This window comes from Bacillus sp. AMCV2 (assembly GCF_056033925.1).
Genome location: NZ_JBVYIB010000002.1, coordinates 3,478,289 through 3,491,904 on the forward strand (window position 1 = coordinate 3,478,289; position 13,616 = coordinate 3,491,904).

General features: G+C 41.3%; 15 protein-coding genes. 2 read left to right on the forward strand and 13 right to left on the reverse strand.

Annotated elements, in window-relative coordinates; translation table 11 throughout:
• From flgK to degS, 10 genes are all read right to left on the reverse strand, one after another.
• A complete protein-coding gene (gene flgK / locus AC0OMA_RS18015; protein ID WP_015384782.1) occupies positions 1-1,524 on the reverse strand; it encodes a flagellar hook-associated protein FlgK in 1,524 nt (507 codons plus the stop codon).
• Between the two features lie 18 nt (positions 1,525-1,542).
• Entirely contained in the window at positions 1,543-2,025 is a 483-nt protein-coding gene (gene flgN, locus AC0OMA_RS18020) for a flagellar protein FlgN (protein ID WP_014481048.1), read from the reverse strand.
• Positions 2,026-2,040: 15 nt separating this feature from the next.
• Positions 2,041-2,307, reverse strand: coding sequence for a flagellar biosynthesis anti-sigma factor FlgM (gene flgM / locus AC0OMA_RS18025; RefSeq protein ID WP_015384783.1), 267 nt, complete (start codon positions 2,305-2,307; stop codon positions 2,041-2,043).
• Between the two features lie 80 nt (positions 2,308-2,387).
• Positions 2,388-2,807: a TIGR03826 family flagellar region protein gene (locus AC0OMA_RS18030; protein ID WP_268553282.1), complete on the reverse strand. Its 420-nt coding sequence runs from the start codon at positions 2,805-2,807 to the stop codon at positions 2,388-2,390.
• A gap of 73 nt (positions 2,808-2,880) precedes the next feature.
• Positions 2,881-3,603, reverse strand: a complete 723-nt coding sequence (gene comFC, locus AC0OMA_RS18035) for a comF operon protein ComFC (protein WP_327830321.1) — start codon at positions 3,601-3,603, stop codon at positions 2,881-2,883.
• Complete coding sequence (gene comFB / locus AC0OMA_RS18040) at positions 3,567-3,863, reverse strand: late competence protein ComFB (protein WP_015483764.1); 297 nt, start codon at positions 3,861-3,863, stop codon at positions 3,567-3,569. The genes comFC and comFB overlap by 37 nt, the downstream gene beginning before the upstream one ends.
• Before the next feature lie 59 nt (positions 3,864-3,922).
• Positions 3,923-5,314 carry an ATP-dependent helicase ComFA gene (gene comFA, locus AC0OMA_RS18045; protein WP_474222313.1) on the reverse strand — a complete coding sequence of 464 codons (1,392 nt, stop codon included), beginning with the start codon at positions 5,312-5,314 and terminating at the stop codon, positions 3,923-3,925.
• A gap of 105 nt (positions 5,315-5,419) precedes the next feature.
• Complete coding sequence (locus AC0OMA_RS18050; protein ID WP_003227986.1) at positions 5,420-6,265, reverse strand: DegV family protein; 846 nt, start codon at positions 6,263-6,265, stop codon at positions 5,420-5,422.
• Between the two features lie 97 nt (positions 6,266-6,362).
• Positions 6,363-7,052, reverse strand: coding sequence for a two-component system response regulator DegU (gene degU, locus AC0OMA_RS18055; RefSeq protein WP_003219701.1), 690 nt, complete (start codon positions 7,050-7,052; stop codon positions 6,363-6,365).
• An 82-nt stretch (positions 7,053-7,134) separates the two neighbouring features.
• Positions 7,135-8,292, reverse strand: coding sequence for a two-component sensor histidine kinase DegS (gene degS / locus AC0OMA_RS18060; protein WP_003227983.1), 1,158 nt, complete (start codon positions 8,290-8,292; stop codon positions 7,135-7,137).
• A gap of 216 nt (positions 8,293-8,508) precedes the next feature.
• Between degS and AC0OMA_RS18065 the strand changes: the two genes are divergently transcribed.
• Positions 8,509-9,162 (forward strand): YigZ family protein, encoded by a 654-nt coding sequence (locus AC0OMA_RS18065; RefSeq protein ID WP_003227979.1) that lies wholly within the window; start codon positions 8,509-8,511, stop codon positions 9,160-9,162.
• Positions 9,162-10,337 carry a polyisoprenyl-teichoic acid--peptidoglycan teichoic acid transferase TagV gene (tagV, locus tag AC0OMA_RS18070; protein WP_474222315.1) on the forward strand — a complete coding sequence of 392 codons (1,176 nt, stop codon included), beginning with the start codon at positions 9,162-9,164 and terminating at the stop codon, positions 10,335-10,337. Before AC0OMA_RS18065 ends, tagV begins: the two co-directional genes overlap by 1 nt.
• A gap of 72 nt (positions 10,338-10,409) precedes the next feature.
• On the opposite strand, the gene AC0OMA_RS18075 is transcribed toward tagV, so the two are convergent.
• The 3 genes from AC0OMA_RS18075 to tuaG all read right to left on the reverse strand — a co-directional run bounded on the left by AC0OMA_RS18075 (position 10,410) and on the right by tuaG (position 13,611).
• Positions 10,410-11,486 (reverse strand): MraY family glycosyltransferase, encoded by a 1,077-nt coding sequence (locus tag AC0OMA_RS18075; protein ID WP_003227975.1) that lies wholly within the window; start codon positions 11,484-11,486, stop codon positions 10,410-10,412.
• Between the two features lie 144 nt (positions 11,487-11,630).
• Complete coding sequence (gene tuaH, locus AC0OMA_RS18080) at positions 11,631-12,824, reverse strand: teichuronic acid biosynthesis protein TuaH (RefSeq protein WP_474222448.1); 1,194 nt, start codon at positions 12,822-12,824, stop codon at positions 11,631-11,633.
• Between the two features lie 28 nt (positions 12,825-12,852).
• The gene (tuaG, locus tag AC0OMA_RS18085) at positions 12,853-13,611 is read right to left on the reverse strand and encodes a teichuronic acid biosynthesis protein TuaG (protein WP_003242619.1); all 759 of its coding nucleotides are present in this window, start codon (positions 13,609-13,611) and stop codon (positions 12,853-12,855) included.
• Between the last annotated feature and the right edge of the window lie 5 nt (positions 13,612-13,616).

The following is a 13,616-nucleotide window of genomic DNA, read 5'->3' on the forward strand; positions in this document are numbered from 1 at the left end:
CTACCTTCCTCCAACACCCATGCCGTTGATCACTTTATCAAGTAATTCGTCTTGTAAAGTCACCATTCTTGCAGCTGCATTGTATGCGTGTTGGAATTGAATCATATTCGTCATTTCTTCGTCTAAAGAAACTGCGCTCATTTGCTGACGGTTTATGTCAGCATCATTTAGCTGTGTTTCTGTATTAGACGCCAGTCGATTAGCCTCTTGAGCTTCGATCCCTAGCTCGCCAATCAGACCCGCATAATAATCTAAAACACTAGTTTCTTTACCGTTAATGGTTATTTTACCGGTTAAAACATTTGCTAATTTTGTAGCATTTGCGTTATCGTTGGCTGCACCAGTCAGTGAGAAAGCAATGTTTGCGCCTTTTGAATCTATTATGCTGTCAGCCACTTTGATCTTGCCCGCCGCGCCCTTGGCAGGTTCAGTTTCACCGCCAGTAAAATCAAAAAAGTCTCCGCCTTGTTCACCGCTCTTGGTCACACCATTTCTGTGCACTTCATTGAAAGCTTTCGCGAATTCAAGCGCCATATTGTCAAGATCAGAAAGCATTTCCGGGTATACGCCCTTTTCTTGGCCATCTGCTGTTATATACCCGTAAGACTCTATAAATCCTAAAAGGGATCCCTTGCTGCTGAAGGACTCCGCCTGCACAGCTGTATCTCCGATTGAAATACTTGATACTAACCCAGTTTCATTATCATAGTTGGCTGCAAGTTCTGAAACCTCGTAATTTTTACCGTCCAAAACAGTTCCTAGCGACTGTTTATTCTTATCAAGGATTTCAATTGATACAGTTCCTTCAGCAGATGCAAGTGCATTCCCGCCTGATTTGTTGTAGCTGACTTTGATATCAACCATTGAGGATAATTTATCGATCAGCAAATCTCGCTGGTCATATAAACCATTCGGAAGAAGCCCGACCGGCTCTACTTGTGCAATTTGCTTATTTAAACTGTTTAATTGAGAAAGCAGAGAATTGACATCCAACACAGTTGTATTTAGCTCTGCTTTTAAATTCGATTGGACATTTGTAAGTGATTCAGAAATATAATTAAACGTTTCAGCTACAGCTTGTCCTTTTCGAGCAACAACAGAACGTGCACTTTCTTCATTTGTATTATTCGATAATTCCTGCAGAGAATTCCAAAACGAATTGAGCACACTGTTCAAGCCGCTGTCATCCGCTTCATTTAAAACGCCTTCCATTTGGGACAGAGCTTTGGCCTTCGTGTCATAGTATCCGGCACTGTTGTTTTGAAGACGGTATTGGTAGTCAAGAAAGATATCTCTTATTCTCTCAACTGATTTTCCTTGAACGCCCGTACCCATTTGTCCCGCTGTTTTTTCTGCGTTTTTAGATACAGCAGGGAAATAGTCAGTTGCCTCCAATGAGACCCGCTGTCTTGTATAACCATCAGTATTGGCATTTGCCACGTTATTTGCAGTAGTGCTTAACGCTGCCTGCTGAGCGCTTAACGCCCGCCTTGCAGTTTCAAGCCCCATAAAGGTAGATGTCATTTTCTGAATTCCTTTCTGCTAAGCTTTTGAATCAAACAGTTTCATTTGGCTGCTTTTCGGCAGCTCAGCTTTAATTGATTTACTGTAATTGAAGTTATTTTCCTTAGGAACCAGCATATCGTACGAAATAGAGATGAATTGCAGCGCGTCTCTTGTCAGCTGCCTATTCATCTCATTTACTTTTTTCAGACGTCCGAGAACTTGAGAAAGAGATTCGTATAGTTGTTCCAGCTCTTCCTTTTCACTGCCTGAGGTTTTGGCGATACATGCGGAAATAGTATTATTTTCGCTATATCCGAGAAAGGCCGAAGTTGTTTTGATCCGGTCATCTTCTGTCTGCGTGATCGCTTGAATATATTTTTGCTCTTTTGTCAAAATGTTAGAAAGCTCTTTTGTTTTGCCGGCTTTGAGCGCTTCCGTCTTTTCTTCAGACAGCGTGAGCAGGTGCTCATGCAGAACGCAAAGTCGCTTCAATTGTTCAATAATTGCCTTCGCTGACATGGGCTTTCTCCTTTTTTATTGCTTTTTATAAAAATTAATCATATTTTTCGCGATATGATTTGCGTCTACTTTGTATGACCCGTTTTCAATTTGCGCTTTAAGCTGCGCAATTTTTTCCTGTCGTGAACCAGCGACTGCGTCGGATGCATGTTGCATTTCTTTAGCCTGTGATGAAATTTCAATTTTATCTTGAGGCTGTGCAGCAGTTTTTTGAACCGCTTGCTTATCATAATTTTTTTGATATGGATTAACGGATTGTGTTCCAAATTGATTGATTTTCATAGGATTCCTCTCGCTTTCCGTTGCAGTCTTTAAACAATCTTAACCCTTTTATCGACTGCGTTTTCAGTTAGTTTAGGGAATCAGCTGTTTTTGGTATTATAGGCATAGTATGTGTCTTTTTTACTATTTTCTTTCTCGATTTTCAAAGTATCCTCGTGGTTCAAATGATCCATTTGATCCTTAATATCGGACTGGCAAGCCTTGCAGAACTTGCCTTCTCTAATCGATGTCCCGCACCTTTCACAAGGGTATGCCAAATTAGGAAGATGAGTGATCTGAATTCGCTTCTGCCTGATGAATTTCAATATCAGCTCTTCTTCCACACCTGTTTCCTCAGTTATCCGGCTCAAAGTTGATTGCCGGTTTTCCTGTTTTCTTAAAAATTTATAGACAGTCTCAAATGATTTTTCTTCTTCCTTAATACACGCCTGACATACGGTTTGCAGCTTTGTTTTTAAAAATAAAGCATTGCATTTCGGACAATTCGCCAGTTCTCCCATCTTTTTTTCTCCTTATTAGATAATATGCCTGTGTCAATTTCTAGTGATTATATCGGCATAAAAACAGAATCATTTAGCTTCTGATCAAGGTAAAAGATGACACTGAAGCGGCGTTTCCTTTTTCTAATAAGCAGCGGGCTGCGAAGTGCAAGGTGGCGCCTGTTGTATAAAGATCGTCTATTAAAATGATATTCATACCTTCTGCTGAATTATTTTTTGTATCAAAAATGCGCTCTGACAGCAGGCGTTCTGTTTTCTTTTTCTTTGACTGTTTCTCATTATTCAGGCGAATGAGGGGATGGTGGGAAGGCCGGTCTAAACATTCTGCCAAGAGCTGTGCCTGGTTAAATCCGCGCTCTTTTTCCCGTTCCTTGCTCAGCGGAATAGGTACAAGAACAAAATGCTTATCGGGGTAAACCTTAGAAAAGGTTGAAGAAAAATCACTTTTAAATGCATTTATGATTTCTGCATCTCCTCTAAATTTAAAACGGGAGAGCGTTTCTTTCATCATATCATTATATGTGTAAACTGAACGGTTTTGACGCAATAGCAAACTGTCTCTGATCCTTGTTCTCCACACCTCGCAATCCCTGCATACGGCATGAACAGATTGAGGTCTGCCGCACAGGGGGCAGATATGTCCTGTGATTTTCTTTAATTTGCTTCTGCAAGAATAACAAACCTTTTCATCAGGCTTTAATAAAAAAAGGGCTCTCCATGTAACATCTTGAGAAAATTGCGAATCACATAATAAACAGATCAGTTTATGAATGCCTCCTCCTGCTTCGTTTGACATAAATCGCTTGGACTCTCTGAAACTACAGCAGCAGATTCAGCCAAAATGACAAGCATTGCTGTGTTTTTTTGTTTATCTACCAGCTCAGCTTTCGTATATGCGATCTTTTTAAGATCAGTAACGTAGGATGGACTCACTTTGTTTAAAGAAAGTGCCAATACATCGTTTTGGCATACTTGGCAAGTACAGGCCATATGAAGCTGGTCCATATATCGGTCGAGCAGTTCTTTCATTACGATTTCTTTTGAATTGACAAGCATTTTTACAGCTCCTCATCATCGGTTATATGAGTATACTGTACCACGTTTTCAAATAATGGCTAGTCTGTACATTCAACTTTTGCTGCCAATTCATTCATTTCTTTTATATGCTTTCTTGCATCGAGCATACTCTTTGTTTTGCCGAAGTGAAAGAAAATGACATCGCCGTCCGCATATTCTTTATGCCGGCCGGTTCTTCCTGCAATTTGAACAAGTGCGCTTTCCGTAAAGATAGGCGATTCCGCTCCTAGTACACCCGTTTGCACCTTGGGGACTGTGACGCCTCTTTCCAGTATTGTTGTAGTGATTAATAGATCGAGCTGACCATCTCTGAATTGCTGCACTTTCTCCTTTCTATGCTTGTCTTCCGCGTGCACAGATGCGGTTCGGCAATGAACACCTTTAAAGCACGCAGCAGCCTTTTCCAGAATAGAAACGGAAGGAACGAATAAAAAAACAGACCTCCCTTCTTTTACATGAAACTCTATCCATCTTTTCACCGCTGGCGGAATTTTATTTCGGTTTAATTTCTTCTTCCAGTTTCCACACCATACAAAGCGCGGTTCGGGTAAAGGTTTCCGGTGGTGTCTTGCGGGGATGCGAACTGAATGTAACTGTCCGTTCAGTGCTTTTCTTTTTAATTCTTTAGGAGGTGTTGCACTTAAATAAACGAGGGTGCTGTTTTTCTTTCTTGCTTTTTGAACAGCGAATTGAAGGGTTTGATCAGCAGAATATGGAAAAGCGTCAACTTCATCAATGATCATAACATCGATTGCATCTTTATATCGCAAAAGCTGATGCGTAGTGGAAATCATAAGCGGAGATAGCCGCCCTTTGTCATCGCTTCCTCCGTAAAGCGCTGAAATGTCAGCACCCTGAAAGGCAGCCTTGAGTCTTGGAGCAAGCTCTAATACAACATCGGTGCGAGGTGTTGCAATACATACACGCAGTCCTTGATTTAACGCTGATTCAATACCAGGAAACAGCATTTCTGTTTTGCCAGCGCCGCAAACCGCCCAGATGAGGAGCTCTTCTTTTTTTGATATTGCTTCAATTAATACATTGGCGGCTTTTTGTTGTCCGCTTGAAAGCTTGCCATCCCATGTCAGTTTAATTGACTTCCAGTTTGGTTCATTTTCCTCTTCCCATGAATATAAAGGAACCTCCTCACTCACTCTGCCCATCATGACACAGGAACGGCAATACAGCTTATTCTTTCCAGATGAGTGATAAAAAGAAAAATACCGCTGATCAGTTTGGCCGCACCTATTACATCTATATCCCCGTTTATTTATGGATATAGAATTTTCAGCAGTGATATATCCATTCTTGATATGCCATTCAATCATCTCATCGGAAAATGAGAGTTCAGTCCTGAGCAAATGACGGCTCCGAAGCGTCTGCTGCAATTCTTTTGAAAAGGAACTGTTTTTTTCAACTGGCACATTCACATAGCACGCCTCCTTTCGAGACAGTATGCCTGAATGAATATTTTCTGTCCAACTATTAAAATAAGAATATAAAAAATCTCCGCTCTAAAAAACGGAGATTTTACATTATTTAAAACACCAGCAAATTCCTAACGCACCTTCACCCAAATGAGTGCCGATTACCGCGCCAAAATAGCTGTTATAAAATTCAACATGAGGATATTTTGCAGAAAGCTCTTCAATGATTTTCGCTGCTTCTTCCTCTCGATTAGCGTGGATAACAGCAGCTCGCATAGGCAACCCTTTACTCGCATCTTCGTCTAAAAGCTCATAAATACGCGAAATTGCTTTTTTACGTGTGCGAATCTTCTCAAAAGGCACAATTACCTTATTGTCAAAATGAAGGATAGGCTTTACCTTTAGAAGACTACCAATGAAGGCTTGGGCGCTGCTTAATCGCCCGCCGCGCTGAAGATGAGCTAAGTCATCTACCATAAAATAAGCTCGAACTGTTTTTTTCATTTCTTCCAGTTCTTTTATAATATCTTCCGGCGATGATGCTCCGTTTTTGATTAATTCAGCAGCTTTAAGGGCATAAAAGCCTTGAGCCAAGCAGCTGATCTCTGAGTCAAATGGATACACATCAATATTGTCGACCATCGAATCAGCCGCTGCTGCACTGCTGAATGTTCCGCTGATCCCGCTGGAAAGATGGATACTGATAACCGCATCATAAGACTTGCCAAGCTCTTCATACAACGCAACCAGCTCGCCGATTGGCGGCTGAGAAGTCGTCGGGAGCTCATTATGTTTTTTCACTTCTTCGTAAAAGCTTTTCCAGTCCAACTCAATTTCTTCACGGTAAGTCTCCTCCCCAAAAACAACCTGGAGAGGGATCATATGTATCTGATGTTGTTCACGCATTTCTTTCGGAATATATGCCGTGCTGTCTGTTACGACTGCAATATTCATAGCTTCGATACCTGCCTTATTGCTTTATAACTCTATTGTAAGGGAAACGGCAGCCTAAAAAAAGACCTGCCTAGAAAAAGGCAAGTCTCCTATTATACTATCTCATTTCTACCCAACCATTTTTAATGGCGACCACAACGGCTTGCGTCCGGTCGTTTACATTCATTTTTTGTAAAATATTGCTGACATGGTTTTTAACGGTTTTCTCACTGATAAACAATGATTCGCCAATTCCGCGGTTGCTTTTTCCGTCTGCAAGCATCTGCAGCACTTCACATTCCCGCCTAGTTAAAATATGTAATGGTCTGCGGATTTCAGGGTAAACCTCATGTTGAGGGTGTGCAGAAACTCCGCTTGTTGCAAGGCGGCGGAATTCGTTAACGAGGTTGTGAGTAACCTTCGGATGGAGGTAAGATCCGCCCTCAGCCACTACTTTAACCGCTTCAATTAATGTATCAGCATCCATCTCTTTCAGCAGATAACCTCTTGCACCTGTTTTCAGGGCATGTGTTACATAATTTTCGTCATCGTGAATTGAAAGAATAATTACTTTAGATTCAGGATACAGCTCTACAAGCTGTTTTGTAGCTTCCACACCATTTACGTTTGGCATATTGATATCCATGATCACAACATCAGGATGATAGTGCTCAACAATACGAGCCGCTTCGTCTCCGTCATCACCTTCGGCTACCACTTCAAAGGTAGGTTCAAAATCCAATATCCGTTTAACACCTTCACGAAATAACTGATGGTCGTCGATAATAACAATGTTTACTTTAGTCACAAGCCACGCCTCCTTGTATTATTGTTCTATATACTCTAGCATTCGGTCAATATGCCTTTTGGCTCTATTTTACAAATCATAGTCAAAGAGATAACGGAACCTTAATCATAATAAATGTCCCAAGACCTATTTTCGAATCTATTGTCATCGTTCCTTCCAATAAATCTACTCTTTCTTTCATGCCCAGCAAGCCGAATGATTTGTTTTTCTTCTCTTTCGCTTCCTTCAGGTCGAACCCTTTACCGTTATCTTTTATCATTAAAATCACAAAATCCTTTGTGATCTCAACTTTGACTGTAATTTCTTCAGATTCAGAATGCTTTAGCGCATTAGACACAGCTTCCTGTGCGAGCCTGAAGAGCGCAACCTCAAACTGAGGCGCTAGCCTCTGATCCTCTGTTTCTCCAATGCACTGAAAATGTATTTTGACCTTCCCGTTATATTCCTCGGTTGTATATAGATATTTTCTTAAAGTTGGAATCAGGCCTAGGTCATCAAGGGCCATCGGTCTTAAATCATATATAATCCTTCTCACTTCGTAAAGGGCATTCCGAACATTTTGGCGTAGATTTTTAATTTCTTGGAATCCGTCCTCTGCGCCCCGGTCACGGAAAATCCGCTCGATTAATTCCGATCTCATCATAACATTCGCCAGCATTTGAGCGGGTCCGTCATGGATTTCTCTTGAGACTCTTTTTCGCTCTTCTTCCTGCGCCTCAATAATTCTTAAGCCGAAATCCTGTTTTGCCTGAGCATCAGCAAGAAGCAGTCCAACTTCGCGCAAATCCTGATTCAAGTAGTTGAGCACAACTGTAATTTGGCTTACTAATGATTCTGACCGCTCAATGATTTCCTGAAGCCCTAGCAATCTGCGCTCCAAATCGTCCCGCCGTTCGCGCAATTGCTTCTCACGCTGCTGGATCATCGTCAATTCTACCTGCAGCTTATGGGCTTTTTCATAAGCATTGCGGATCTCCTCTTCACTGAATCTATGAAAATTACGGCTGACCTCGGATAAACGGTTTCTCGCATGGCGGGTTTGCACTTCAAGTTTATCGCCAAGCTCGATCACTTCATACACCTGCTGTTTAATTTGTTTCAGTTCTTCGACCAGCTGTTCATACTGCTGGCGTGACTGCTCCCCAATTTGAAAAACCTCGTCCTTGCTCCCGTCAACGGTTTTCAGCATCTTCATCAAAATAGAATCCAGCACTTTGGAATCCATCTTTGTTTTATTCATAATTTCCCTCCGTCACGGCGTTGTCATATATTTTTATTATAAATGTAATTGATCTGCAAATTATGTCGAATTATAATGAAAGAATGCGTATATTCTAGAAAAAAACATTTTTATATACTATCTACTCTTTATGATACCAAAATACGCACAAAAATTCTAAAGACTGTACGAATTTGTATAGGCAGTCTTTTATGCTTAGCAGGAGGGTCAGCTAGCATGCTGCACAGCTATTTTACTGTGAAAGAAGCAGGAGAACACGAGATTGTTATAGAAAAATCGCGTTTTATCTGTCATTTAAGCCGTGTTTCTACCGAACAAGAGGCACAGGAATTTATACAGAAAATAAAGAAACAGCACTGGAATGCGACTCATAATTGCTCGGCTTATGTTATTGGCGAGAATGATCATATCCAAAAAGCCAATGATGACGGGGAACCAAGCGGTACAGCGGGAGTGCCGATGCTTGAGGTTTTAAAAAAACGCAGGCTGAAAGATACTTGCGCCGTCGTTACACGCTACTTCGGAGGCATTAAGCTTGGTGCTGGCGGATTAATTCGCGCTTATGGGAAATCAGTGTCTGAAGGATTAAATCATATAGGTGTTGTAGAACGGAAGCTTATGCGAATCATGCATACTTCTGCAGATTACACATGGCTTGGCAAGATTGAAAATGAATTAAGGGAGTCACAATTTCTGTTAAAGGAAATCCATTATTCAGAAAATGTTGAATTCGAAACATACGTCGAAGAAAAAGAAACAAACGCTTTTTCTGAATGGATGACAGAACTGACAAATGGAAAGAGTGATATTAAAGAGGGAGAGTTGACGTATCTTGAAAAAGCCGTCAATCACATAAAGGAGACTGAATAATGGCTGAACGCGTTAGAGTGCGTGTGCGAAAAAAGAAAAAGAGCAAACGCAGGAAAATTTTAAAAAGAATTATGTTATTGTTCGCCCTTGCACTATTGGTAGTTGTAGGGCTTGGCGGGTATAAACTTTATAAAACCATTAACGCTGCGGATGAATCGTACGATGCCCTATCCCGCGGGAATAAATCAAATCTTCGCAACGAAGTTGTAGACATGAAGAAAAAACCGTTTTCTATTTTATTTATGGGAATAGAGGATTACGCGACTAAAGGACAAAAAGGGAGATCAGACTCTCTTATTGTTGTTACCCTGGATCCCAAAAATAAAACCATGAAAATGCTGAGCATTCCGCGTGACACACGTGTGCAATTAGCTGGTGACACAACGGGAAGCAAGACGAAGATCAATGCCGCTTACAGCAAAGGCGGTAAAGATGAAACAGTTGAAACTGTTGAAAACTTCCTGCAAATCCCGATTGATAAATATGTCACAGTTGATTTTGACGGATTTAAAGATGTGATTAATGAAGTCGGCGGTATTGATGTAGACGTGCCTTTCGATTTCGATGAAAAAAGTGATGTAGACGAAAGCAAACGGATTTACTTCAAAAAAGGCGAGATGCATTTAAACGGCGAAGAAGCCTTGGCATATGCCCGGATGAGAAAACAGGATAAACGCGGAGACTTTGGCCGTAATGACAGACAAAAACAAATCTTAAACGCGCTGATTGACCGAATGTCAAGTGCAAGCAACATTGCTAAAATTGATAAAATCGCAGAAAAAGCCAGCGAAAACGTTGAAACCAATATTCGCATTACTGAAGGTTTAGCGCTTCAGCAGATTTACAGCGGCTTTACCAGCAAAAAAATCGACACATTGAGTATTACAGGTTCTGATTTGTATTTAGGGCCTAACAACACATATTACTTTGAACCTGATGCTACAAATCTCGAGAAAGTCAGAAAAACGCTTCAAGAGCATTTAGATTATACTCCTGATACAAGCACTGGCATTTCCGGTACCGGAAATGCAACAGACGGGACTGACAGCTCAAGCAGTTCTGACAGCACTGGCACAACAACTGATGGGACGACGAGCGGAAGCAGCTATTCGAATGACAGCAGCACAAGCTCAAACAACAGTACAACGAATTCAACAACTGATTCATCCTATTAAAAAATGCCCGGTCCTTTTAGAGGATCGGGCATTTTTGCGCAGAAAAAAACTCCGGCACATAAGCCGGAATTTTTAATTCCTTTTCACCAGCCGTTTATAAAACTTTGTAAACGGCTTAAATTTTTCATTCACGAGTCCTGTCACTTCTGCTATGATTTGCATAAAAATAATTAAAATGAAGATAATAAACAAAGAAAGCCAAATTGTGGCACTTTTAAGTACAATCGCACTGATACTGAAAATAAATCCAATCAAATAAATAACTAAGACCGACATCCGATGTGAAAGGCCAAAGGCCATCAGTCTATGGTGAATATGCGACTTATCAGGCGCTGAAATCGGCTGTTTGTTTAATATTCTCCTGATGATAGCAAATGTTGTATCAAAAATCGGTACGCCTAATATAATAATCGGGATAACGATACTGAACAATGTGACACTTTTATACAGGCCTAATAATGAAAGAATCGAAATACTATACCCTAAAAAAAGTGATCCCGTATCTCCCATAAAGATTTTTGCCGGGTGGAAGTTGTAAAACAAAAACCCCAGCGTGCTGGCAATAACGACTAATGAGAGTGACAGAATGAGCACTTTTCCGCCGGATAGCGCCATGACAGCGATCGTGGACAGGCCGATAACAGAAAGACCGGCAGCAAGGCCATCCAATCCATCAATCAGGTTAATTGCGTTCGTGATGCCGACAATCCATAATACCGTCAGCGGATAAGCCATCCACCCTAACTCAAACCGTTCTGTTAAAAAAGGTACTGAGAAAAAATCCATTTTTAAGCCAGTGCTTACAATCATAATGGCTACACCTAATTGAATCAAAAACTTAACTTTTGCACTTAATTGATATTTATCGTCAAGAATACCTAACACAATAATGATGAATGCTCCGACTGTAATTGCCGTCATCCTTGTTTCTGTGTAAATACCGGATGCAAGCACGCCTGCAACCACCCCGATAAATATGGCCAGCCCGCCCATGCGGGGCATGATTTTGTCATGTACTTTTCGATTACTGGGCTGGTCAACTGCACCTATTTTAATCGCAATCCTTTTTACGATTGGGGTTATGATTAAAACTGTCAGCAGCGAGACAATAAACGCAACAACAATGCGAATCATGCGTTCGTCAAGCATAAAGAAGTCTCCTTTGGAATTAAATGAAGTCTTTATTTATATAGAGAACCGTTCCTTCCATTATACCTTCTCCTTAGTTATTATAACAAGCTTCATCAAAAAGAAACACGTATAATCAAAAAACGCGCATCCCAATTTATAGGACTACGCATGTTTTTGAATCCCTGTATATTTCATAATTTGTCTAAATAAGCAATTCCAATCTTGTGTGCGAGCGATGTTTCGGCGCATTTCTTTATAGGTTTCGTCTCCGTTTTGTTCGAGAACTTTTTCACAAGCTGCTATAAAATCAATTGGATGATCACCTTCTACATATTCGTATACATACGGCTTTTGCATTTTTGAGGTTGACGGAAGATTAGAGCCGACGACAGGTTTTCCTGCCGCTAAAAATTCAAATAGTTTCAGCGGAAATACAGCTTGATTATACGATGATTTTTTATAAGGCATGATGCCAATGTCGATAAGCTCCATAAAATGCGGAACTTCTTTCGGATCTGTCGGGCCGGTCCATATGACATTTGGAAGCCTCAGCAGCTCTTGAAACGAAACGTCACCATTGGTGGCATCCGGGCCAACCCATAAAAATGTCCAATCAGGCTTTTGCAGGGCGGCTTCTTCAATCATTTTAAAATCGAGCTTCGGTTTAATTCCGCCGATAAAACCTAACACTGTTCCTTCTCTCCCCTGCAGTATACTGCGATCGGGAGCTTGTTTATTTGCAGAAAACAGCTCATACTCCACTCCGTTTTCCACAGTATGAACCTTCTCTCGTCCTGCAGTCAGTTTTTTGTCTACTTCCTTGTGAAGATAATCTGATGAACAGGTTATTGAATCTGCTCGTTGTATAATTCTCAGCTCTGCCGATTTAATGACTTTTCGCCGGAATTCAGACAGCAGATTTGATCGGCCGCTAATCGGCGCCGCCCATAAGTCACTGCAGTCATAAATGACCTGATCCCAAGGATACAGCGAAGACAGCAGCGGGAATCCGGGAAACGTGTACCATAAACAGCAGCGTTCACCGTTTGCAGAAGCTAATGTAAGCTCATCGAGTAATGGGGAGAGCTTATGTCTGTAAAAGACATCTGTATATCGTCCGAAACGAAACATTTTTTTCTGCAGCAGGTCTTTGACAGCGAATTGCCTGATGCCAGAATGGACTTCCTGAAACTCTTTCCCTTGGGCACGCGAAGCCGGACATACCCAAATAACTTCCTTCGTTTCCTCCTGAGCAGCTAAAAATTCTGCCAGCCGGTGCCTTCTGTATCTCAATTGGTCTTTTCCCCATTCAGCAGTGGCAACGATGACATGAATGATTGCTTCTTTTGTTTCCACCTTCATCACCTATTCTCTCTGTTTGCGGCTATAATCTTTTTTTTACCGCGTTTTTTGCATATTGAACAAAACACCATGTTGCTTTCATAAAATGAAGCCGTTCGATCTCCCTGTAGACAAACCACGTTTTTTTCGCAGCCTTCCATTTGTTGCTGGAAATTGAGTTATTGACAAGCCGATATTCAGCCAGGCATTCATTCATTCCATAGGCAGTAAATCCTTTTTTTAAAAGAGACAGCCATGTGGCTAAGTCCTGTCTCGTTCTGATATTCGGCATTTGGATCTGTCCCGTTTGCTCCCTGTCAATCATCACCGTCAAGCAGCCGATAATTGTATTTTTCAGGGCGTCATCGTACGTCAGGCTTTCCGGCGCATGAATAAATTTATCGAGTGGGGTCCCGTCCTGCGCCATTAAGCTGTAGCCCGTGAAAGAAAACGCACAGGAGCGCTCCATCATAAACTCAAGCTGCTTTTCCAGTTTGTCTTTTTTCCATTTGTCATCACTGTCCAAAAATGCTACGTAGCGCCCTTGAGCGCGTTCCAACGCTTTGTTGCGAGCAACCGCAGCTCCGGAGTTCTCTTCCAAATACACCACATGAATTCTTTCGTCTATTTTTTCATACTGCTGTAAAATGTCGCGGGTCCCATCCGTTGAGCAATCATCCACGATAATCATTTCCCAATGAGGATGGCTCTGATCTAATACCGAATGAACCGTGTCTTCAATATAGTCACGCGCATTATAGGAAGGTGTAATGACAGATACGAGAGGTTTCCAATTGGTCATGATCA

Excerpts from the sequence above, each read along its gene's own strand:
- flgK (WP_015384782.1), bottom strand. The coding sequence starts at position 1,524 with ATGACATCTACCTTTATGGGGCTTGAAACTGCAAGGCGGGCGTTAAGC.
- comFC (WP_327830321.1), bottom strand. The coding sequence starts at position 3,603 with ATGTCAAACGAAGCAGGAGGAGGCATTCATAAACTGATCTGTTTATTA.
- flgN (WP_014481048.1), bottom strand. The coding sequence starts at position 2,025 with ATGTCAGCGAAGGCAATTATTGAACAATTGAAGCGACTTTGCGTTCTG.
- tuaG (WP_003242619.1), bottom strand. The coding sequence starts at position 13,611 with ATGACCAATTGGAAACCTCTCGTATCTGTCATTACACCTTCCTATAAT.
- AC0OMA_RS18075 (WP_003227975.1), bottom strand. The coding sequence starts at position 11,486 with ATGCTTGACGAACGCATGATTCGCATTGTTGTTGCGTTTATTGTCTCG.
- comFB (WP_015483764.1), bottom strand. The coding sequence starts at position 3,863 with ATGCTTGTCAATTCAAAAGAAATCGTAATGAAAGAACTGCTCGACCGA.
- flgM (WP_015384783.1), bottom strand. The coding sequence starts at position 2,307 with ATGAAAATCAATCAATTTGGAACACAATCCGTTAATCCATATCAAAAA.
- degS (WP_003227983.1), bottom strand. The coding sequence starts at position 8,292 with ATGAATAAAACAAAGATGGATTCCAAAGTGCTGGATTCTATTTTGATG.
- tagV (WP_474222315.1), top strand. The coding sequence starts at position 9,162 with ATGGCTGAACGCGTTAGAGTGCGTGTGCGAAAAAAGAAAAAGAGCAAA.
- AC0OMA_RS18030 (WP_268553282.1), bottom strand. The coding sequence starts at position 2,807 with ATGGGAGAACTGGCGAATTGTCCGAAATGCAATGCTTTATTTTTAAAA.
- AC0OMA_RS18065 (WP_003227979.1), top strand. The coding sequence starts at position 8,509 with ATGCTGCACAGCTATTTTACTGTGAAAGAAGCAGGAGAACACGAGATT.
- AC0OMA_RS18050 (WP_003227986.1), bottom strand. The coding sequence starts at position 6,265 with ATGAATATTGCAGTCGTAACAGACAGCACGGCATATATTCCGAAAGAA.